This window comes from Janthinobacterium sp. SUN073, from assembly GCF_030397665.1.
GTDB lineage: Bacteria > Pseudomonadota > Gammaproteobacteria > Burkholderiales > Burkholderiaceae_D > Janthinobacterium.
This window is the reverse complement of sequence record NZ_JAPUBT010000001.1, coordinates 1,695,348-1,716,542: the sequence shown is the minus strand read 5'-3', so window position 1 is coordinate 1,716,542 and position 21,195 is coordinate 1,695,348. Positions and strand designations below refer to the sequence as shown.

Here is a 21,195-nt window from a genome sequence, read left to right as displayed (position 1 = left end):
GGATCGATCATGTTGAAACGCCTGCTGACAGCCTTGCTGTGCCTGACCCTCTCCGGCCTGACGGCTGCCGCCCCTGCCGAAGAGAAGGCAGCCGCACCGGAAATGACGGCCGAGCAATTCCTTGCCCAGTTGCACCTGCAACGCGGCAAGATCACTTTGCCGGGCGGCATCGCCACCCTGGATTTGCCGGCCAACTTCCGTTATTTGTCGCCGACGGACGCCGAGCGCGTGCTGGTCGATGCCTGGGGCAACCCTCCGGGCATGGTATCGCTGGGCATGATCGTGCCCGCCAAGACCAGCGTGCTCGAGCGCGATAGCTGGGGCGTCATCGTCACGTATGAAAAGGAAGGCCATATCAAGGATGACGATGCGGACAGCATCAAGTACGACGAATTGCTCAAGGATATGCAGGCGTCCGTGCTGGAACATAACGCGGAGCGCAAGAAGCAGGGTTATCCCGGCATCCATTTGATGGGCTGGGCGGAAAAACCCAGCTATGCCAAGGATACGCACAAGCTGTACTGGGCCAAGGACTTGATGGTCGATGGCGGCGAGCACTCGCTGAACTACAACGTGCGCGTGCTGGGCCGCGAAGGCGTGCTGAACCTGAACGCGATCGCCAGCATGCAACAGATCGAAGCGATCAAGAAAGAAATGCAGCAAGTGACGGCGTTCACGGAATTTACCGACGGTAACCGCTACACGGATTTCGACAGCAAGACGGACAAGGTGGCCGAATACGGCTTGGCGGCGCTGGTGGCGGGTGGCGTGGCCAGCAAGCTGGGGCTGTTTGGCAAGTTGCTGGCGCTGCTGCTGGCCTTCAAGAAAGTGCTGATCCTGGCCGTGGTGGGCGGCGGCGCGGCCATCGTCAAGTTTTTCACTGGCAAGCGCAAGACCAAGCAGGCGCCGCAGGTCGAAGCGGCGGAACAGGCTAGCCACACGCCGGACGGCAAGGTGAATCTGGACAAGTAAGGGTAACTGTGCCGCTTGGTGCGCTGGCGCACAGGAGTGGCATTGCGCGCGCTGCCGGAAAACAGCGCCTCGGGTACACTGACTCATCGTTCACTATCAGGAGTTCCCCATGTCCGTGTCCATGTATCAGGCAACCATTCCCGTCTTCATCCGCGGCTTGCGGGTCGTCTCGGCCCTGCTGGAAAAAGCGCAAGCCCATGTGGAGGAAGATGGCATCGTGCCCGAGATTTTACTGGGCGCGCAACTGGCGCCCGACATGCTGGACTTGACGGCGCAGGTGCAGCGCGCCAGCGATACGTCGAAGATGTCGGTCGAGCGCCTGAGCGGCGTGCCGGCGCCGAAGTTCGAGGATAACGAAGCGTCGTTCGAGCAGTTGCAAGAGCGTATCGCCAACACCATCGCCTACATCGACAGCGTGAATGCGGGCCAGATGGCGGGCAGCGCGCAGAAGGAAGTGGTGCTGAACTGGACTGACGAGGGCAAGAAATTTTCGGGCGACAATTACCTGCTCAGCTTTGCCTTGCCGAACTTCTATTTCCACATCTCCATGGTCCACGCCATTTTGCGCAACAATGGCGTGACCGTGGGCAAGCTCGACTATCTGGGACCGTACGACTGACCTAGTTTAACGTTGTGGCGGCTGTTGTACCTGGTTCTGCACCGCATTGCCCAGCATGCCGCCGCCGATCACGCCGGCCACCGTCGCCAGCGCCTTGCCGCGGCCGCCACCGACCTGATTGCCGATCAAGCCGCCGATAACGGCACCCGTGCCGATGCCCACGTAATTGGGCTGGGCTGGTGCCGGCGCAGGCACTGGCTGCTGGCGCACGGGTTCGCGGTAGGCTGTGTCGCGGTAGCCATCGTCATTGTAGGCAGGACGCGCCTGCGCCACTTGCGTGTGGTGCACGACGCGCTTGTGCACGACGGGCGCCGGTGCCGGGGCGGCTTGCGCGACAACAGGCGCGGCCACCGGTGCTGCTACAGGCGCTGCCAGGGCTGCGGCGTTCGCCGGCGTCATGGCGGCCACGTCGGCAGGGGTGGCTGGCGTGGCCGGCACATTCGCCCGCGAATTGGGCAGGATGCCGGCGATGGACGCCGCGCCCACCAGGCACAGGACCGTCACGGAAATGGCGGCGCCGGCCATCAAGGGGTGGATGCGGCTGGCGGTGGTCGTCGTGTTCATGTGTTCTCCTGGGGGTGGCAGTGCGGGTGTTGTTGATGTGTCCAGATTAACGTCCTCGCCTGCGCAAGGCTAGCCCTTGCGCTGTATCAAACGTAAGCAGGTGTAAGCCGTGCTTTCCAAAGCGCAGTAGAATCGGTGCTTCCCCCTTTCCGAAAGTCCGCCATGAGCCAGCTATTCACGCCGTATGCACTGGGGCCGCTGCAGGTGGCCAACCGCATCGCCATTGCGCCCATGTGCCAGTACTCGGCCGACAATGGCAACGCCACCGACTGGCACATGATCCACCTGGGCCACCTGGCCCTGTCCGGCGCGGGCTTGCTGATGACGGAGGCGACGGCCGTCTCGCCCGAGGGACGTATCTCGGCCGATGACCTGGGCCTGTGGTCGGATGCGAATCAGGCTGCGCTGGCCGGCGTGGTGCAGGCGATCCGCCGTCACGCTCCGATTCCGCTGGTGGTGCAGTTGGGCCACGCGGGACGCAAGGCGTCGAGCCGCGCGCCATGGCAGGGCGGTGCTTGCGTGCATCTGGCCGACGGCGGCTGGCAAACGGTGGCGCCGTCCGCCATCGCCCACGCGCCCGGCGAAACCGTGCCGATCGCCCTCGACGAGATGGGTTTGTTGCAAATCAAGGGCGCCTTTGTCGCGGCCGCCCAGCGCGTGCATGCGCTCGGTATCGAGGGCATCGAATTGCACGCGGCGCACGGCTATTTGCTGCACCAGTTCCTGTCGCCCCTGTCGAATCACCGCACGGATGCCTATGGCGGCAGCCTGGACAACCGTATGCGCTTTCCGCTGGAAATCTATGAAGCCGTGCGCGCCGCCGTGCCCGCCAGCATGGCCGTGGGCGTGCGCCTTTCCGCCACCGACTGGGTCGAGGACGGCTGGGAGATCGAGCAAAGCGTGCGTTTCGCGCAGGAACTCAAGCAGCTGGGCGCCGATTTCATTCACGTCTCCAGCGGCGGCATTTCGCCGCAGCAGCAGATCCCCGTGGGACCCGGCTACCAGGTGGCGTTTGCCGAACGCATCAAGCGCGACAGCGGCTTGCCCACCATCAGCGTCGGCTTGATCACGGACGCGCAGCAGGCGCAAGACATCATTGCCAATGGCCAGTCCGACATGGTGGCGCTGGCGCGCGCCATCCTGTTCGATCCGCGCTGGCCCTGGCATGCGGCGGCCCAGCTGGGCGCGCAAGTGCAGGCGCCACCACAGTACTGGCGCTCGCAGCCGCGCGAGTACCAGAACCTGTTCGGCGACACGACGCTGGGCCAGCGTTAATAATCCCGCTCGGGAGCGTCTTTTGCCGGCAGCCGGCGGGGCTGGAGGGCTAAGGCGTATGCGTAAAGACGGGGCCCGTGGCGCTCACCCCCACTGCGGAGCGGCCATCGATCAGCATGCCAACCGAGCGGCCAAAAAAGAAGCTCGCCCCCATGTTCAAGGTCTGGTAAGGCGCTCCCACGGCGCCAGCCAAACCCTCAAACGCATGGGCGGTCGGGTTTGCGCTGAACGCGGCCAATGCGTCGACGGTGAGGATGGAGACGGTCGACACTGTGCCGGCACGGCCCGTGTTCGAGGCCGTGAGCGACAGGGCGCCGCCGGGGCAGAAGAAGGCGGAGTTTGCACCACTGCAGGAGATGAAGTTGCCGCCAGCGGGGAAGTAGTTAATGGTCGAGCCGCTGTCGATGAAGCTGTTGCTCAAGGTGCGGCCATTGAAGTCCGACGAAAAGTAGCCGAGATTGGTGGCGGCCAGTACCGAGCTGCCCGCCGGCAGGGCATTATTCGAGCGGGTTCCCAGGCCAAAGATCAGCATGCCCTCGGCGCGGTTGGCAACGTGGTTCGACAAGGTGGGCAAGATGATGATGTTGCCGTTGTTATCGGCGCCAAAGCCGGTGAGGGGATTGCCAACCTGATCAGCCAGCGGCACTGGAATTTGGTGGCATGGAGCCGAGGAGCACGCGTAGTAGACCGGAGCGGCGAAGACAGTGCACGCGGAGCCGCAGTCTTGCGCGAACAAGCCCACGCCAATGATGCCCTTGGCGCCCATGTCCGCCGCCGTTTTCAGCATGCTGCCCTGGGTTTGGCAAGTTGCCGGGATGCTGGCAAATGTGGCGGCCGGATCGGCGATGATCTGGATGGCCATATTGGTGGCCAGTTTGCCGCCCTGATTGGTGCCGCCCATGCGGATGTTGGCCCTGCGCACGCTGCCCCAGGTGGTGCCGGAGATGAAAGAAATACACTGGCCCAAAGGTTCACCGCCTGAGGTGGCGTTGGCCAAGCTCCCCAGCAGTTGGGAGGGCATGTCGGCGGCAAACACGCGCAGGCCGACCGAGCCGGTGTCAACCAGGACATGGTCGATGACGGCGCAGTTGCTGGCGTTGCCCGGAGCGCAAATTTTGACATCGACAAAGATCGCGTTCGGCGTGTTGCCGTTACCGTTCGCGGGGCCGGCATCGACATAGATAGGCGCGACATTGTCGTCGCCGATGACGGCGGCGACCGGATTCAACGGCGATCCGCCGGGCTTGTTCTCAGGAGGCTTGATGATGATCGGTGGATCGATGGGGGTGACGGGCGGATTGGTGACCACAGGCGGAGTCACCACTACCGGTGGGGCGACGACAGGAGGCGCCACCACTGGCGGTATCACGGGCTGATTCCCGGGCTGGTTCCCGGTCGCAGGGGGCGGGACTGATGAGTCGGAGCCGCCGCCGCAAGCGCTCAGGGCGAGGGTGGCGAACAGGGCAAATGCCGCGGACATCAATGGTAGGCGGCAGCGGTGTGCGAAGGAGGTCGTTTTCATGGAATCCTTGAGGGGGGGAATTGGGCGAGGCTCTTAGCGCAGTGTCGCCAGGTCGAAGCCTGCCGGCAGCCGGGAACTCAGGTAGGAATAGCCCGAATAGGCGCGCAGGTGTCCGCTTGAAACGATGGTCCAGTCGCCGGCGGAGGCATTGAGCAGGCGCGGCGAACGAATCCGCGACGAACGCTGGGCGACTTGGGCGCGATCGAGGGAGGGTTTGTAGGCGCCCAGCAGGGATGCCAGGTCTGGCATGGTTGGGGCGGCCCACGACACGGCGAATACGAAACCGTCGGTATTGGCAAACTCCGTAGCGACACCGCCATCGGGCAGGACAATCCTGTGGCTGGAATACGGCAAACTCGTCGAGGCCGATGCGTTCAGGACGGTTGAAAAGGAGCGCGCGTGCATGGCCCTGGCATCGGCGACGGGCCCTTGGGCCGGCGAGATCATGTCGCCAAGGCCGGCCTGGGCGACAGGGGAGAAAATGTACAGCAGAAATACCAAGACAGTGGGGCGCATGGCACTGCGCGCGGGCGTCATCGCCAGGTGGTTTGTGAGCCGCGCTGGCCCACTACGTGGAGAGTTGAACATATCGACACCTTTTCATTTGCTAATCATAAATAATCGCCCCTCTTTTCCACTTGCGTCGTTGCGAGTCTTCAGAAAAGGCGTCTCTATCGGTAATTGTTCGAATGCCGCTCCAGCATCGGCTTCCACCGCTGTGATGGGCAAGGGTGGATGGAATTCTTGCTTTGCGACAAGATAGAAAATACCGTAGCCGTTGAGAAAAAGATTGAATCTGTCCGACACGTGCTGATCGATATGAAAAAACAATGAGAATCCCGCTTGGCACGTGCGCCGGGCAATGGCCTCCATCTTCTGCTAAACTCCGGTTTCTTTCCTCATTCTTCCCGGACGCTTCGACATGCGCCATTGATACTGCCGTGCTGTGCACGGCCTCGCCCTTCCCGCCAGCGCACCATTGCGCCGCGCGGGTTCGCCAGCCTTGCTCAAGGAGTATCCATGCCCGCATTACTACAACTCGACCGTCTTTCCTTCGTGCTGCCCGATGGCCGCGCCCTGTTTTCCGATTTGCAATTTTCCTTTGCACCGCAACGTATCGGCCTCGTTGGCGATAACGGCGTGGGCAAGAGCGTTCTCGCGCGCCTGCTGGCGGGCCAGGCGCAGCCGTCTTCTGGCGCCGTGCGCTGCGACGGCATCCTGCATTACGTGGCGCAGGAACCCGATCCGCAGCGCTATCCCACCGTGGCGGCCCTCGCCGGCATGCAGGAGGTGCTGGCGGCGCTGGCGCGCATCGCCGCCGGCAGCGTTGACGAGGCCGACTACGCCCTGGTGGGCGAGCGCTGGGATGCCCCCGCCCGCCTGCGCCAGGCGCTCGATGCGCTCGATTTGTGCCATGTCGATGCCGCCACGCCGACGAGTCGCCTCAGCGGTGGCGAACGCCAGCGCATCGCCTTGCAGGGCGCCTGGCTGTCGCAGGCGGATTGGCTGGTGCTCGATGAACCGAGCAACCATCTCGATGCGCGACAGCGCGCCCGCCTGGTGGCGCAGATGGCGCGCTGGCCCGGCGGCTTGCTGTTGGTCAGCCATGACCGCGCCTTGCTGCGGCACGTCGATGCAATCGTCGAGCTGTCGCCGCAGGGCTTGCGCAGCTATGGCGGCAATTACGCCTTGTATGCGCAGCAGCGGGAACTGGAGCAGGCCGCCTACGTTGCCGCCCTGCAAGCGGAAAAGGCCGGTGCCAGACGTGAACAGCGCGAGGCGCAGCAGCAGGCAGAACGGCAACATAAACGGGTGACGCGCGGTGAACGCGAGGGCCGCGAAGGCAATCAAAGCAAGCTGCTGCTCGACGCGAAAAAGGAGAAAAGCCAGGATAGCCAGGGCAAGCTGCGCCTGCGCGCGCAAGAGGCGCAGCAGGCGCGCCAGCAGCGCGTGATGGACGCCAGCGCCCGCTGCGCGCCCGAGGTCGAACGCTTGCTGCTGGCGCCCGAGAGCCTGGTGCCGAATGGAAAATTGCTGCTGGAATTGCGCGACGTGGTCTTGCCGCATGGCCAGGCGCACGCGATCAACCTGGTACTCAGCGGGCCGCGCCGCTTGGCCGTGACGGGCGACAATGGCAGCGGCAAGTCGACCCTGCTGCGCGTGATCGCCGGACAGCTGACACCGGCCAGCGGCGCGCTGCGCTGCCATGCGCAGGTGGCCTGGCTGGACCAGCATGCGGGCCTGCGGGAAGGCGAGTGGAGCGCCGTGCAACGCTTGCAGGAACGCAACAGCATTGTGCCGGAAGGCGAGCTGCGCACGCGGCTGGCGCTGCTGGGCATTGCCGGCGCGCGCGCCACCATGCCCAGTCGTTTGCTCAGCGGCGGCGAGCGCATGAAGGTGGCGCTGGCGGCCGAATTGTATGCGCTGGCGCCGCCGCAACTGCTGTTGCTCGATGAACCCGACAATCATCTGGACCTGGCCAGCCTGCAGGCGCTGGAGCAGATGCTGCTGCAATATCAGGGGGCGTTACTTGTGGTTTCGCACGACCAGGCATTTTTGCAGGCGATAAACCTTGACCCGGAGGGCTTGACATTGCATAAGTGATAATTTAATGAAAAAAGTCACGCTCGATGCCTGTAGAGCATGCTTCATGAACCAATGCTGAATTTTGTTTGATTGTCGGTATAATCCACTGAATAACCGGGCCTATTTGTGAACTAAAACTGCTCGTTCACCAATATGATGACGTTTAATCTGGCACTGTTGTCGGTCACTACCGCGCTGCCAGGGCGTCATCCTCCGTGCCCTGCCGTGCATGAATTTTGGTTTCGCTTATATTGTTTTCTTGGAGAAATAGCATGTCGTTTTACGAAAAACTCAAAGCCCTCAACATTGAACTGCCAGTCGTTGCCGCACCAGCTGCCGCCTACGTGATGCATGCCCGCACGGGCAATACCGTCTTCCTGTCCGGCCATCTGGCCAAGAAGGATGGCAAGGTATGGGTCGGTCAACTGGGCAAGGACGTCACCACGGAAGAAGGCAAGATCGCTGCGCGCGGCATCGCCATCGAACTGATCGCCACCTTGCAAGACGCGTGCGGCGGCGACTTGAACAAGGTCAAGCGCATCGTCAAGGTCATGAGCCTGGTCAATTCCACCTCCACATTCACGGAACAGCACCTGGTGACCAATGGCGCCTCGGAACTGTTCGTCGAAGTCTTTGGCGACAGCGGCAAGCACGCCCGCTCCGCCTTCGGCGTGGCGCAAATCCCGCTGGGCGCTTGCGTCGAGATCGAACTGATCGCCGAACTGGCCTGACGCCGTAGCCTGACCACATGAGCATGCCGGCGATAACCGCCGGCTCGCCTTTTCCTCCTTTCCAGCAAGAGCGGAACCGCCATTGGGGCGAGGGATCGGTGTATTCAAGAAAAAAACGGAGACACGTAATGAAAACGAGTGAACAAGGCTTGCACCGCGGCCTGGGCGAGCGGCAAATCCGCCTGATGGCGCTGGGCGCCGCGATTGGCGTGGGCCTCTTTTTGGGTTCCGGCAACGCGATCAAGATGGCCGGTCCCGGCATCATGCTGTCGTATATCATCGGTGGCGCGGTCATCTTCATGATCATGCGCGCGCTGGGTGAAATGGCCGTGCACAATCCCGTGGCCGGTTCTTTCAGCCGCTATGCCCAGGATTACCTGGGACCCCTGCAAGGCTATCTGACGGGCTGGAACTACTGGTTCCTGTGGCTCGTCACATGCGTGGCGGAAATTACCGCCGTCGCCATCTATATGGGCATCTGGTTCCCCGACGTGCCGCGCTGGATCTGGGCCCTGGCGGCCTTGGGCTCCATGGGCGCGATCAACCTGCTGGCCGTGAAAGCTTACGGCGAGTTCGAGTTCTGGTTCGCCCTGATCAAGGTGGTCACCATCATCCTGATGATCGTCGGCGGCACGGGCATGATCGTCTTTGGTTTGGGCAATGGCGGCGTGGCCGTCGGTATCTCGAACCTGTGGACGCATGGCGGCTTCTTCCCGAATGGCGCGCAAGGCGTGCTGATGTCGCTGCAGATGGTGATGTTTGCCTATCTGGGCGTGGAAATGATCGGCCTGACGGCCGGCGAAGCGGCCAACCCGAAGAAATCGATTCCCGACGCCATCAATTCGGTGTTCTGGCGCATCCTGATTTTCTATGTCGGCGCGCTGTTCGTCATCCTGTCGATCTACCCATGGAATGAAATCGGCACCACCGGCAGTCCCTTCGTGATGACGTTCGAACGCCTGGGCATCAAGACGGCCGCCGGCATCATCAACTTCGTCGTGCTGACGGCGGCATTGTCGTCGTGCAATGGCGGCATCTTCAGCACCGGTCGCATGCTGTACAACCTGGCGCTGCAAGGCCAGGCGCCGAAGGCGTTTGCGGAAACCACGGCCAGCGGCGTGCCGCGCCGCGCCATCCTGGTGTCCGTCTTCGCGCTGCTGCTGGGCGTGTTGTTGAACTACCTGGTGCCGGAAAAAGTGTTTATCTGGGTCACCTCGATCTCCACCTTCGGCGCCGTCTGGACCTGGGGCGTGATCCTGGTCACGCAGATCCAGTTCCGCAAGACCTTGACGCCGCTGGAAATCAAGAACCTGGCCTTCCGCATGCCGTTCGCGCCCTACGGTTCCTGGATTTCGCTGGCCTTCCTGGCGCTGGTGATCGGCTTGATGGCGTATTTCCCCGATACGCGCATCGCCCTGATGGTCGGACCAGCCTGGCTGATCCTGCTGACGGTGCTGTACTACGTGCTGGGCCTGGCGCCGAAAGACCGCCGCGACGACGTGCCGCAAGGCTACGAGGCAGGCTGGCCGCCGGCCGATGCGCCAAACGTCAAGAAGTAAGCCAGCGTAGTTGAGCTGAGTCAAAAGCGCGTCCCTGCCCCCGCAGCGGCGCGCTTTTTCTTTCATATAAACAATTTCTTCTTCGCCTGCACTCCTGCGGCTTTGCCGGCGCACGCCTGGCGTTGTTTCCTTGCATCAAAGTTCTGTTTAGCTGAGCCGATGAAAGCCCTATAATCGCTTAGTTTTGAAAATGGACGCGATCTTTCCGGTTTTTTGCCAGGTAGGGCCGGAGCGCTATTTGTTTTTACCCGTCATACGAATATGTGTGCCTCATAAAGGAATGCTAGTGAGCCAAACCCTGGTCCAGAAACTTTGCCGCACCAAGCCGATCGATACCACGGTCGAATATGGTGAAGGCCTCAGCAGCAGCGGCTTGAGCCGCTCCATCGGCCTGTTTTCCCTCACCATGATCGGCGTCGGCGCCACCATCGGCACGGGCATTTTCTTTACCATGGTCGAAGCCGTCCCCAAGGCGGGCCCTTCGGTCGTCCTGTCTTTCCTGATCGCCGCCATCACGGCCGGCTTGACGGCCTTGTGCTATGCGGAGCTGTCGTTCCGCATTCCCGCTTCCGGCTCCTCGTATTCGTTTGCCTACGCCACCGTGGGTGAGTTTCTTGCCTTCATCATGGCAGCCTGCTTGCTGCTCGAATACGGCTTGGCGGGCAGTGCCGTGGCCATCGGCTGGTCGTCCTACCTGAACAACTTCCTGGAAAATGCCTTCGGCTGGCACATTCCCGAGATGCTGCGCACGCCGATGATCGTTTCCGGCCCGCATGGCATGGAGTTTCATGCCGGCCACATCAACCTGCCGCCGATCTTTTTGATCTGCATGTGCGGCTTTTTGCTGTTGCGCGGCGCCAAGGAATCGGCCCTGATGAACGCCATCATGGTCATCATCAAGCTGGCGATCCTGGTGTTTTTTGTCGTCATCGCGTTTTCCGGATTCAATGCCGACAACTTCTTTCCCTTCTTTAATACTGACAATAGCAAGGGCTTTGCCGGCATGACGGGCGTCACCGCCGCGGCAGGCACCGTGTTCTTCTCCTTCATCGGCCTCGATACGGTGGCGACGGCGGGCGACGAAGTGAAAAATCCCACGCGCAATGTGCCGCGCGGCATCCTCGGCGCCTTGCTCATCGTCACCGTGTTTTATTTGCTGGTGGCCGTGGCCGCCCTGGGCGCGCAACAGGCGAAATTGTTCGAAGGCCAGGAAGCGGGCCTGGCGGTGATCCTGCAAAACGTCACGGGCAAGACCTGGCCCGCGCTGGTGCTGTCGGCCGGCGCCGTCATTTCCGTCTTCAGCGTGACCCTGGTGACGATCTATGGCCAGACGCGCATCCTGTTTGCCGTCAGCCGCGACGGCCTGATCCCGAAGTCGTTCCAGAAGATCCACCCGCGCACCCTGGTGCCAGTCAGCAATACCATCATCGTCTGCCTGGTGGTGGCCGTGGTGGCCGGCTCCATCGATGCCACTTATTTGTGGGACATGGTCAGCATCGGCACCCTGACCGCCTTCATGGTCGTCTCGGTTGCCGTGCCCGTGCTGCGCCACAAGCAGGGCGCCAACCGCATCGAAGGCTTCAGCGTGCCATTCGGCCCATATGTGATTCCCGGCCTGAGCATCCTGGCTTGCCTGTACATCATGCGCGATTTGCCGCATACGACGTTTGTCGTGTTCAGCGTGTGGATGGCGGTAACGGTAGCCATTTATTTCCTGTACAGCATGCGGCATTCGCACCTGGGCAAGAAGGCCCGCTAATGCAGTCTGTTCCATCCGAAACCGCCGCGCTTGCCGGCGGTTTTTTTTATTTCTAACCGGAATTTACATGATGAAAATAACTGATCTGGCCGCTTGCGGCTTGCTGGCAAGCAGCCTTCTGGGGAGCGTGGCGCAGGCCGCCCCTGCCACCGAGCCGGCATTGCGCGATTACCGTGCCGTGGCCCTGTCGGCCAATGGCCAGCACATCGCCGCCATTGAATCGAGCAAGGCGGCGGAACAGCCACAGCCGCAGCGCCCGCATGCAGTCATCGTCGTGCGCGACGCCGCCAACGGCGCCATCGTGCAGCAATTCGATCCTTGCACCGTGTGTTCGTACGACAAGCCCAGCTGGTCGCCCGATGGCAGGCAGCTGGCCTTCGTTGGCTACGACGCCAAGGCGGGCACGGCGCAGCTGTACCTGGCTACCCTGGCGCAGGCGCCAGTGCGGATGTTAACCAGTATCAAGGGCGTGGCCGGTACGGCGCGCTGGTCGCCCGACGGCAAGCAGCTGGCCTTGCTCGCCACGGTGGGCGCGCGCAAGTTGGCCGGCGCCGTGGAGGCGGGCGTGCGCCAGGTGGGCGAGGTGGGCAGCGAAGACGACGCCCAGCGCATCGCCGTCGTGCCTGCCAGTGGCGGCGAACCGCGTTTGCTGTCACCAAGCGATACCTATGTGTATGAATACAGCTGGACGCCCGATGGCCGCGGCTTTGTCGCCACCAGCGCGCAAGGCAATGGCGACAGCAACTGGTGGGTGGCCAAGCTCAGCCATATCGATGCCGCCACGGGCGCCCTGCGCGTGATCGCATCACCGGCCATGCAGCTGAACTTGCCTTCCGTCTCACCGGATGGCAAGACGGTGGCCTTCATCGGCGGCCTGATGAGCGATTTCGGCTCCATCGGCGGCGACATTTATACCGTACCGCTGGCCGGCGGCACGCCGCGCAATCTCACGCAAGACTATCGCGGCACCTTCAATGGCGTCGTCTGGCGCGGCGCCGGCTTGCTGGCGACTGCGCTGATCGATTCGCAGCTGGCGCTGGTGCCCGTCGATGCGCAAACCGGTCCGGCCCAGCCCGTGATGCTCGGTGAGCTCAGCAGTAGCGGCAGCGATGGTCGTCTGTCGTTCAGCGCCGATGGCCGCCAAGCCGCTGCCGCACAGGAAGATTTTACGCACGCCAGCTACCTGGTGGCGGGACCGGTGGGCCAGCTGAAAAAGATCACGCGCGACAATGACGGCTTTGCGCCGCAACTGACGGTGCGGAACGTGGGCTGGAGCAACGAGCAATACAAGGTGCAGGGCTGGCTGCTGGGACCGTTGTCGGTGGAGGCCGGCAAGCGCTACCCGATGATCGTCAACGTGCATGGTGGCCCGGGCGCCGCCGCCTCGCCCCGTTATGTGGCAGCGAGCACCGTGATCGAGGAATTGACGCAAAAAGGCTATTTCGTCTTCCTGCCGAATCCGCGCGGCAGCTTTGGCCAAGGCCAGGCGTTTACGCGCGCCAACATGGCGGACTTTGGCGGCGGCGACTGGCGCGACATCCTGGCCGGTATCGATGCGGTGGAAAAAGTGGCGCCCGTCGACGGCCAGCGCCTGGGCCTGATCGGCCATTCGTATGGCGGCTTCATGACCATGTGGGGCGTCACGCACAGCGACCGCTTCAAGGCGGCCGTGGCGGGCGCGGGAGTATCGAACTGGATCAGTTACTATGGCCAGAACGGCATCAACCAGTGGATGATCCCGTTCTTTGGCGCGTCCGCGTATGACAAGCCCGAGGTTTACCGCCGTGCTTCGCCCATCGAATCGATCAAGGCGGCGAAGACGCCGACCCTGATCTATGTGGGCGAGCGCGACGTGGAAACGCCGGCCGCCCAGTCGCTGGAATTCTGGCACGGCTTGCGCGCCATGGGCGTGCCGTCCAGCCTGTTCATCTACGATGGCGAAGGCCATTCCTTCCGCAAGCCCGAACACCAGCGCGACTTGCAGAAACGCACCATTGGCTGGTTCGAGCAGTATCTGAAGTAGTGATTGGTGGCCTGCCGCAGGCAGGCCAGCCTGGATAACGCGGCTGACAAAATGTTCAGGGCTAGGCGTCGTGCCGAAGGCAGTACGAATGTACGACGAGGCGCGGCAACAACGCCATGGACTTTTTGTCAGCCGCGTGGTGAGACGATGTGCACGATCGCCGCGCTATGTATCACAATCTTGTCCGCATCGGCTTGCAACAACCGGATGCGTCGCTTGACCAGCGGCCAGCCCGACCAGGCCACGTCGCTGACGGGCGGCGCGGCAGGGGTAGCCAGCGGCGCGCTGATGGTGGCCTTGTTGTCGAGTTGCTCCAGCGCGCGCGACAGGGTCAAACACACTTGCGTATGGCTGTGGCTGAGCAGGGCGTTGACGGGCGCGACAGGCAGCTGGCTGGCGTGGCGTCCCAGGATCGAGCGCAGCGCCGCCACGTGGGCCACCAGCAGGTAATTTTGCACGATGAACAAGTTGATGTCTTCCACTGCGCGCTGCTTGCTGGCCGGTTCGTCGAGCATGCGCACCAGCGCCGAGCTGAGGGCTGCCAGGCTGTCCATCAATCGCTTGCGCTCGATGCGGTAGGCGAAATCATCGAAGCATTTTCCCTGCAGCAGCGCGAAGCTGGCCTGCATATAGCTGAGGTTCACGTTGAGCACCTGGCGCACCAGCCGTGGCAGGCTTTGGTATTCCCAGTTGGCCAGCACGAAGCTGAACACGGTGGCGACCGCCGCGCCGATCAGGGTATCGATCAGGCGCTCGCTGACCAGGTTCGTATTGCTGGGCGCCACCAGGTGCATTTGCAGCAAGATCATCAGGCTCACGGCGATGGCCGTGTAGCGGTAGCGCAGATAGATGAAGGTGGGCGTGGCGACGATGGAGAGAAATAGAATGGCCATCAGCACGATATTGCTGTGCACGAAGCGGATCACGATGGCCGTGACCACGCAGCCGATGATGGTGCCGATGATGCGGTCGGCGCGGCGCTGGCGCGTCATGCTGAACGTGGGGCGCAGGATGATGACGATGGTCAGCACGATCCAGTAGCTGTGCGCCGCATACGGCAGCCAGTGGCCGATCAGCAATCCCACCGAGATGGCCATCGAGACGCGCAGGGCGAAGCGGAAGATGGGTGAATCGAGGCGCAAATTCGACAGCAGGGTCTTGAATTCGTATTTCTGCTGCGACAGGAATGGCGCCATGTCGGCACCGCTCCAGAACGGCACGTTGTCGTAGACTTTTTGCGTGGCCAGGTGCAGCTCCGCGATCATCTTCAGAATGGCACGGATCTTGTTGCGCTGCGCGCGCAAGGTCGCCAGCGCTTCCTGCGCAGCGTCGCCTTGTGCGTGCAGGCGGGCAATTTCTCCTTCGATATCGGCCCATTCCTTGTCATAACTGATGTGCGCATACGAGGCGCGCTTGCGCGTGACGGCATACGCCACGGCTTCGATATCGCGCGCCGCCTTGTAGGCGAGGTCGTGCAAGGATTGCAGCACCTCGGAGTCGGCCAGGTGCTGGCGCAGCAGCGCGTAGTCCGTGTGCGTGGAAAGGATCAGTTCATATAAATCCAGCATGCACACGTGCACTTGCACGACGATGGCGTCCTTGCTGTTCTTGTGGCTGCGCAGAATCAGGTCGCGCGACGCTTGCTGGCGGTCGGCCAAAATACTTTGATGGCGCACCAGCTTGTTGAATTGCTCCGTCAAATTGAAACGCGTGTCGTAGAAATCGGCCTTGATGTCGATGTAGGCGGCTAACTCGAACAGGGCTTCGGCCAGCACTTGCTGTTTGATGCGGTGGCGCAAGACCCAGGCGATGGCCATGGCATAGGCCAGATAGATCAATCCGCCCAGCATGAACAGGCCCGCGTGGTGGAACGATTGCTGCCACGTCATCTGGTGCTCCATCGACATGGTCATGATGAACAGGGCGGCCAGCTGCAAGGGCATGGACTTCTTGCCGTACACCACCATCATGCTGGCGAGAAAGCTCACCAGCACGAGTACCGTCATCAAGAGCCACTGCACGGGCCCGCACAGGCTGATCAGCAGGGTGACGGCGCTGCACAGCAGCACGGAAGCGAGCATTTCGTTGAATTTGTGGCGCAGCGGGCTGGGCATGTCCATCAGGGTCGTGCACAGGGCGCCGATGCATACCGTCATGGCGGTGGCGCTGTCGCTGATTTCCTGGGTCAGCAAGGCCAGGCCCACCAGGCCGACGGCCACGCGCAAGCCCAGGTAAAAATAATGGCTGTAAATAAAGGTGCGCAGGTTCAGTGCGTAGTGCATGGGATTACCTTGTGGGCAGGGCACAGAAAGAGGCGCCGCACCGGGGTCTCCGATGCGGCGCCAGGATGTTGCATTCGCTACAGCCCGGAGTTACATCAGGGCAATGACCGGGTAACGCCGCCATTCGGGCTCGGCAAAGCGCTGGCAGTGCTCAAAAATGAAATCGAGCACGGCTTCCTGATTGCTCAGCAAGGCCGGATTCGCTGCTTTCCAGTCGGCGAATTTGGCCGCCAGCGCCGGTTCGTCGCGCAGCAGTTCGGATGCCATGTCTTCGAAGACGTAATCGGAGAACGCTTCTTTCTTCTCCAGCACGCTGTTGAAGAAGCCCCAGCGGAAGAAACTGTCGTGCGCCTGCGGTTCCAGCGTTTCCACGGCGTAGCGGGCGTTGTCCTGCGCCAGGCTGATGACATAATCGCCCGCCTGCACCGTGAACTGGCCCGTGCGTGCTTCCACTTCCACCGTGTCGTGGAACATATGGCCTTCGTAGGCGGTGGCGCGCGTGCCGACGGATGCGATGTGGTAGTAGCGCGCCGTTAAGGTCTGTTCGGCGGTGATTCGCGACATTTCGACGCCGTTCCAGCGCAGCCGCTCGATGACTTCGCGCCAGGCTTGGGGCACGACATAGGCTTTCGGCGCGGCCACGGTGACGTCCGCATCGAAGCGGTTGTAGTAGGCGATATCGCGCTCCCACGGCTGCGAGCGGTCGTAGGACAGGCGCTGGTAGTCGCCCAGGATACTCGGCGTGTATTGCGCCGCATAGCCCTTGAAGGGGAAGGTCGACGGTTGCTCTTCATTCATGGCCCAGTGGATCGGCCATTCGGCTTGCGTGCGTCCCGCCGCCTTGGCTTGCGCGCGCAATTGGCGGATTGTCTCGCCATGTTCGATGGTAAACGCCATCGTGATGTCGAGCAGGGCGCGCATGGAAGCGTAGCGGTCGGCAAACGGTTTGAGCATGTGCGTTTCCGGCATGAAACCGATGACGTGATGCAGGGCCGCAAAACCGGTGGAAAAGCGGGGCACTTCGAGGAATTCGGCGATGCCGTGGTCGGGGCTGTCCTTGACGGGATTGACGTACGGGCAGGTGGGCCAGCCGGCGCTTTCCATGGCCGCAAAGATGTGCGGCAGCATGGTGTCTTGCAGGAAGGGGCCGAGGCCATTGCCCAGCTTATCCGTCTGCGTGTGGATCAGGGTCATCGTGTACGGATAGTCGGCGCCGTTCGACGTGTGCGTGTCGACCATCACGTCCGGGTCCCAGCTGGCCAGCAGGCGGTTGAACACTTGCGCGTTCAGGCTGTCGCACTTGATGAAATCGCGGTTCAAGTCCAGGTGGCGGCTGTTGCCGCGGAAACCGAATTGCTCCGGGCCATCCTGGTTTACGCGCGAGGTATTAGCGCGGTTCAGGCTGCCATCGACGTTGTAGATCGGAATGAACAGCAGCACGGTGCTGCCCAGCGCCGCCAGGCGCTCGGGCTGTGTGCAGAGGTCGCGCACGATGGCCATGCAGGCGTCGATGCCTTCCGGTTCGCCCGGATGGATGCCGTTGTTGTTGAAAAAGACGGTGCGGCCTGCACGCTTGATCTGCTTGCGGTCGAACACGCCATCGGCGCTGACGACGCCAGCGTGGATGGGCACGCCCGAGTCGGACAGGCCGATCTGTTCGAAGTGCAGCACCTGCGGATAGCGTGCGGCGAGATCTTTGTAGAAGGTGATGCATTCCAGCCAGGTCGTGGTCTGGTTGTGGTTGCCGAGTTCGTAGGTCGTGCGCAAGTCTGGTGGCATAGCGGTCTGAGTCTGGGAGGGGGAAGGCGCGCTGGGTAAGTACGCCCGCTAGGGGCCAATTGTAGCACCGGCGCTTCTGCCTTGATGCGCGACAGCAGGCGATCGCCGGACTTGTGTTATGAATACCTTTCAGGCGCAAGGGTGGAGGCGGCATGGGCAAGGCAGCGATGGCGGCACTGGTGTGGTGGGCTTGCCTGGCGGCACAGGCGGCGCCATTGCGCTTGCCGGCAAGCAAGGAACCCGTGACGCAGGGCGGTTCCGTCACGGCCACCGCGCAGGGGGCGCTGATACGTTACCGTGGCTGGCTGCTGGCCGTCGATGGGGCAGTAGCGGAGGAGCGGCCCGATGTCTTGCTGACGTCGGCCGATGCGGGCCAGGCGCCACAGTTGCAGATCGGCTCCATGCGGCGCAGCTTGCCCCCGTGGTCAGCCTTCGAGCTTGTCAAGGGAAGCACGCGCCTGCGCATCACGGCGCTGCCGGGGCCTGAGGCTCCCGCGCTGCTGCTGGACTTTGGCGAGGCCGATTACCGCATCGTGATTCCCGCCGCCAGCATAGCCCGGCCGGCGTATCCGCTGCTGGCGCAGCGCTTTCCCGGCGCCGACCTGGCCTTGCTGCGCCAGGATGGCCGGCGGGTCATGTTGCCGCTGGGAAGTGGCAGGGCACACGTGTTTGGCGAGGAGGAAGAAGTGCCTTACCGTTTCACCAAAGTAAAACGCTAGGCGAAAAAAAGCCACTCCCGCAGGAGTGGCTCAGGCTAAAGCGCCCGTTGCCGGGTTATTGCTTTTTGTTATTCAGCGCCCATTTCTTTCAGCAGGTTATCTGCGTGGTCGATGTGTTTCATGTTCCACAGCATGTAGCGCAGGTCGACCTGGATCGAACGGGTGTTGGCCTTGTTGTAGTCCCAATCGGAGATGATCGAGTCCAGCGTGCCGTCGAAGGCCAGGCCGATGAATTCACCTTTCGAGTTCAGGGCAGCCGAACCGGAGTTGCCACCGGTGATATCCAACGTTGCCAGGTAGTCGACCGGCACGGTTTTCAGCTTCGGATCGACGAATTTACCGAAGTCCTTGGCTTTGATCGCCGCCAGTTGATTCGCTGGTGCATTGAACTCGCCCTGGCCCGTGGCTTTGGCAGCGACGCCATTGACGGTGGTGAAAGCGGTCCAGGTGGTGCCGTCGGCGCCATGGTCACGGCCGGCCACTTTGCCGAACGTTACGCGCAGGGTGCTGTTGGCGTCAGGGTAGACGGCTAGTCCTTTGCTCTTCATGAAGGCAATTTTTGCTTTCATGTAGTTGGCGTAGGCTTGCTGGATCTTGCCTGCCAGTTCTTCGTCTTCCGCTTCGTTTTTCAGCGAGTCAGGATACATGGCGACGGCTGCCTGGATGAAGCTGTCCTTGCTGGCCTGGAATTCGGCAGGCGTGCGTTTCAGCCATGCTGCGCGCTCGGCCTTGTCGGCCAGCTTGCTGCCCGCATACAGTTTGTCCAGGGCGGCGGACAGGTCGGCTGGCGACATGCCGTCCTTGATGCCGATGGCGGCGTCAAAGCTGGCGCGGCGCTGTGCTGCCGGTTGCGCGGCGTACTTGGTCAGGCTGTTCAGTACCAGCGCCTTGTCGACTTTTTCATCGTAGGTGCGCTCGACCGAGGTGATGCCCGCTTCCATGCGCGGCAAATCGCGCGTCTGGTAGCCGGACTTGCGTTCCGTATCGGCCTTGGTGCTTTCGTTGGACAAACGATACAGACTGCGTGCCGTGTTCAGCAGGCGTGGCTGTGCGTAGCCCAGGAAGAAGTCGCGCTTGGTGTCGGCATCGCGTTCGGCGATCAGCTTTTCCACTTGCTCGATGTCGCCGGCAAACTCCGCCTTGCGGGCAGCATTGGCGTTGACCCAGGTTTTCAGGGCTTCGTGTTCCGTTGTCTTGCGCGCCAGGAAGTCGCTGCCGGCGTAGGAATCGAGCATGCCTTGGCGGTTCTTGTAGTAATTGTTCACGCCAGCGACCTGACCCGCGTATTTCAGGGCAATGTCCTTGTTGTCCTTGGTTTCGCGCGCGATGATGGCCAGGGTTTCGCCCGACGCTTTCACGAAGGCCGGATAGTTCCAGTCAAACGTGAACGCCACTTCCGATGGCAGGCGGTGACGGTTGGTGCGGCCAGGGTAGCCCAGCGCCATCACGAAATCGCCTTCTTTCAAGCCATCCTTGGCCAGTTTCAGCACGTGTTTTGGCTGGTACGGCACGTTGTCCTTGCTGAAGTCGGCAGCTTTGCCGTCGCGGCTGACATAGGCGCGGTAGAAACCGTAGTCGCCCGTGTGGCGTGGCCACATCCAGTTGTCGGTGTCGCCGCCGAATTTGCCTACGCCCGCTGGAGGCGCGTGTACCAGGCGCACGTCGCGGATTTCCAGTTGCTTGATCAGGTAGAACTCCAGGCCGCCGTAGTAGCTCGACACGGTGCAGCGGAAGCCGGCTTCTTTTTCGCATTCGGCGACCAGTTTTTTCTGGTTTTTCTCGATCGCGTCGATGCGTGCCTTGCCTTGCAGCTTGGCCACGTCGGCGGTGATGATCTTGTCGCTGACATTCGTCACGGCCGAGGTGACGAAGATGCGGCTGCCCGGAGCGGCCGGCAATTCTTCAGCGAAGGTCTTGGCCAGGAAGCCGTTGGCCAGCAAATCGCGTTCCTTGGTCGAATTGACCGCCACGCTGTTGTAGACGCAATGGTGGTTGGTGGCAACCAGACCTTGCGGCGAGACGAACGAGGCCGAGCAACCACCCAGGCTGACAATGGCGCCCATCGGGAACTCGGTCAGTTTGGTCAGGGTGGTCGGATCGAGTTTCAGTCCGGCCGCTTTCAGTTCCTTGGCTACTTGTGGCAGCTGTTGGGGCATCCACATGCCTTCGTCGGCGTGTGCGAAATTGCTCAGGATGGCGAGCGCGATTAAAGATTTTTTCATTCGAGTTCTAGTCTTTTTACATGGTGGGAAGTCGGAACCAACGTGTACCCAGTGTTTTTCTCAGCGGGCGACCTAGAGTATCCGTATCGAACTCGCACTAGTCAATGACATTTTCCGGGTGGCATGTTTCGGCATAATTGCTTAAATTGCATCATTATCAGTGGCGTAGGGGCAGGAGCCGGCCGCCAGCCCGCATTTTTCCGTGCGGCGACTGTGGTATTGTCCATACGTGTCCTAGCAGCAATAAAAGTGGCCGGGCGCTTGCGCGGCCCGGCCACCTCGTGAGGCACGGCGTGTCGCCGGTCTAGCGGATTTTGCCGCGGCGCAAAAGATTCACGATGCCCAGCAGGATCACGGCGCCCAGGAATGAAACCAGCAGCGAAGACACGCTGAAGTTGTCGCTATTGATGGTGCCCGTGCCGAACAGGGGCGCCAGCAGCCAGCCACCCAGAAAGGCGCCCACGATGCCGACGACGATATTGAGGAAGATGCCTTGTTGCGCATCGGTTTTCATGACCATGCTGGCCAGCCAGCCGATGACGCCGCCAATAACGATCCAGATAATGAAATTCATGTAATCCTC

At 62.0% G+C, this 21,195-nt stretch carries 17 protein-coding genes; 9 read left to right on the top strand and 8 right to left on the bottom strand.

Annotated features, from left to right (window positions below; genetic code table 11):
- The first annotated feature begins 9 nt into the window (after window positions 1-9).
- Together O0882_RS07800 and O0882_RS07795 are read left to right on the top strand one after the other, a co-directional pair.
- Window positions 10-972, top strand: coding sequence for a DUF2167 domain-containing protein (locus tag O0882_RS07800; protein ID WP_289946685.1), 963 nt, complete (start codon window positions 10-12; stop codon window positions 970-972).
- Between the two features lie 109 nt (window positions 973-1,081).
- Complete coding sequence (locus O0882_RS07795) at window positions 1,082-1,591, top strand: DUF1993 domain-containing protein (RefSeq protein ID WP_289946683.1); 510 nt, start codon at window positions 1,082-1,084, stop codon at window positions 1,589-1,591.
- A 6-nt stretch (window positions 1,592-1,597) separates the two neighbouring features.
- Here O0882_RS07795 and O0882_RS07790 read toward each other — a convergent pair whose 3' ends face one another.
- Entirely contained in the window at window positions 1,598-2,155 is a 558-nt protein-coding gene (locus O0882_RS07790) for a glycine zipper 2TM domain-containing protein (protein WP_289946681.1), read from the bottom strand.
- A 162-nt stretch (window positions 2,156-2,317) separates the two neighbouring features.
- Here O0882_RS07790 and O0882_RS07785 point away from each other — a divergent pair, with 162 nt between their 5' ends.
- Complete coding sequence (locus O0882_RS07785; protein WP_289946678.1) at window positions 2,318-3,430, top strand: NADH:flavin oxidoreductase/NADH oxidase; 1,113 nt, start codon at window positions 2,318-2,320, stop codon at window positions 3,428-3,430.
- 49 nt (window positions 3,431-3,479) lie between these two features.
- On the opposite strand, the gene O0882_RS07780 is transcribed toward O0882_RS07785, so the two are convergent.
- The 3 genes from O0882_RS07780 to O0882_RS07770 are packed head-to-tail and all read right to left on the bottom strand — an operon-like array spanning window position 3,480 to window position 5,825.
- Entirely contained in the window at window positions 3,480-4,952 is a 1,473-nt protein-coding gene (locus O0882_RS07780) for a DUF3443 family protein (RefSeq protein ID WP_289946677.1), read from the bottom strand.
- A gap of 33 nt (window positions 4,953-4,985) precedes the next feature.
- The gene (locus O0882_RS07775; RefSeq protein ID WP_289946676.1) at window positions 4,986-5,540 is read right to left on the bottom strand and encodes a DUF2844 domain-containing protein; all 555 of its coding nucleotides are present in this window, start codon (window positions 5,538-5,540) and stop codon (window positions 4,986-4,988) included.
- A gap of 12 nt (window positions 5,541-5,552) precedes the next feature.
- Window positions 5,553-5,825: a hypothetical protein gene (locus tag O0882_RS07770; protein WP_289946675.1), complete on the bottom strand. Its 273-nt coding sequence runs from the start codon at window positions 5,823-5,825 to the stop codon at window positions 5,553-5,555.
- A 147-nt stretch (window positions 5,826-5,972) separates the two neighbouring features.
- Between O0882_RS07770 and O0882_RS07765 the strand changes: the two genes are divergently transcribed.
- The 5 genes from O0882_RS07765 (at window position 5,973) to O0882_RS07745 (ending at window position 13,610) form a co-directional block, all read left to right on the top strand.
- Complete coding sequence (locus O0882_RS07765; RefSeq protein ID WP_289946674.1) at window positions 5,973-7,556, top strand: ATP-binding cassette domain-containing protein; 1,584 nt, start codon at window positions 5,973-5,975, stop codon at window positions 7,554-7,556.
- A gap of 254 nt (window positions 7,557-7,810) precedes the next feature.
- The gene (locus O0882_RS07760; RefSeq protein ID WP_070254760.1) at window positions 7,811-8,269 is read left to right on the top strand and encodes a RidA family protein; all 459 of its coding nucleotides are present in this window, start codon (window positions 7,811-7,813) and stop codon (window positions 8,267-8,269) included.
- A 128-nt stretch (window positions 8,270-8,397) separates the two neighbouring features.
- Window positions 8,398-9,828 carry an amino acid permease gene (locus O0882_RS07755; protein ID WP_289946671.1) on the top strand — a complete coding sequence of 477 codons (1,431 nt, stop codon included), beginning with the start codon at window positions 8,398-8,400 and terminating at the stop codon, window positions 9,826-9,828.
- Between the two features lie 286 nt (window positions 9,829-10,114).
- Window positions 10,115-11,587, top strand: a complete 1,473-nt coding sequence (locus tag O0882_RS07750; protein WP_081344397.1) for an amino acid permease — start codon at window positions 10,115-10,117, stop codon at window positions 11,585-11,587.
- 67 nt (window positions 11,588-11,654) lie between these two features.
- On the top strand, window positions 11,655-13,610 hold the full coding sequence (locus tag O0882_RS07745; protein WP_289946665.1) for a S9 family peptidase: 1,956 nt from the start codon (window positions 11,655-11,657) through the stop codon (window positions 13,608-13,610).
- 128 nt (window positions 13,611-13,738) lie between these two features.
- Here the strand turns inward: O0882_RS07745 and O0882_RS07740 are convergent, their stop codons facing one another.
- Both O0882_RS07740 and O0882_RS07735 read right to left on the bottom strand, forming a co-directional pair.
- Window positions 13,739-15,892, bottom strand: a complete 2,154-nt coding sequence (locus O0882_RS07740; protein ID WP_289946663.1) for an FUSC family membrane protein — start codon at window positions 15,890-15,892, stop codon at window positions 13,739-13,741.
- Between the two features lie 90 nt (window positions 15,893-15,982).
- Complete coding sequence (locus O0882_RS07735; RefSeq protein WP_289946661.1) at window positions 15,983-17,671, bottom strand: M14 family zinc carboxypeptidase; 1,689 nt, start codon at window positions 17,669-17,671, stop codon at window positions 15,983-15,985.
- A 152-nt stretch (window positions 17,672-17,823) separates the two neighbouring features.
- Here O0882_RS07735 and O0882_RS07730 point away from each other — a divergent pair, with 152 nt between their 5' ends.
- Entirely contained in the window at window positions 17,824-18,390 is a 567-nt protein-coding gene (locus tag O0882_RS07730; protein ID WP_289946660.1) for a hypothetical protein, read from the top strand.
- Window positions 18,391-18,458: 68 nt separating this feature from the next.
- Here the strand turns inward: O0882_RS07730 and O0882_RS07725 are convergent, their stop codons facing one another.
- Together O0882_RS07725 and O0882_RS07720 are read right to left on the bottom strand one after the other, a co-directional pair.
- A complete protein-coding gene (locus tag O0882_RS07725) occupies window positions 18,459-20,612 on the bottom strand; it encodes a S46 family peptidase (protein ID WP_289946658.1) in 2,154 nt (717 codons plus the stop codon).
- Window positions 20,613-20,916: 304 nt separating this feature from the next.
- The gene (locus O0882_RS07720) at window positions 20,917-21,186 is read right to left on the bottom strand and encodes a GlsB/YeaQ/YmgE family stress response membrane protein (protein ID WP_096238131.1); all 270 of its coding nucleotides are present in this window, start codon (window positions 21,184-21,186) and stop codon (window positions 20,917-20,919) included.
- Between the last annotated feature and the right edge of the window lie 9 nt (window positions 21,187-21,195).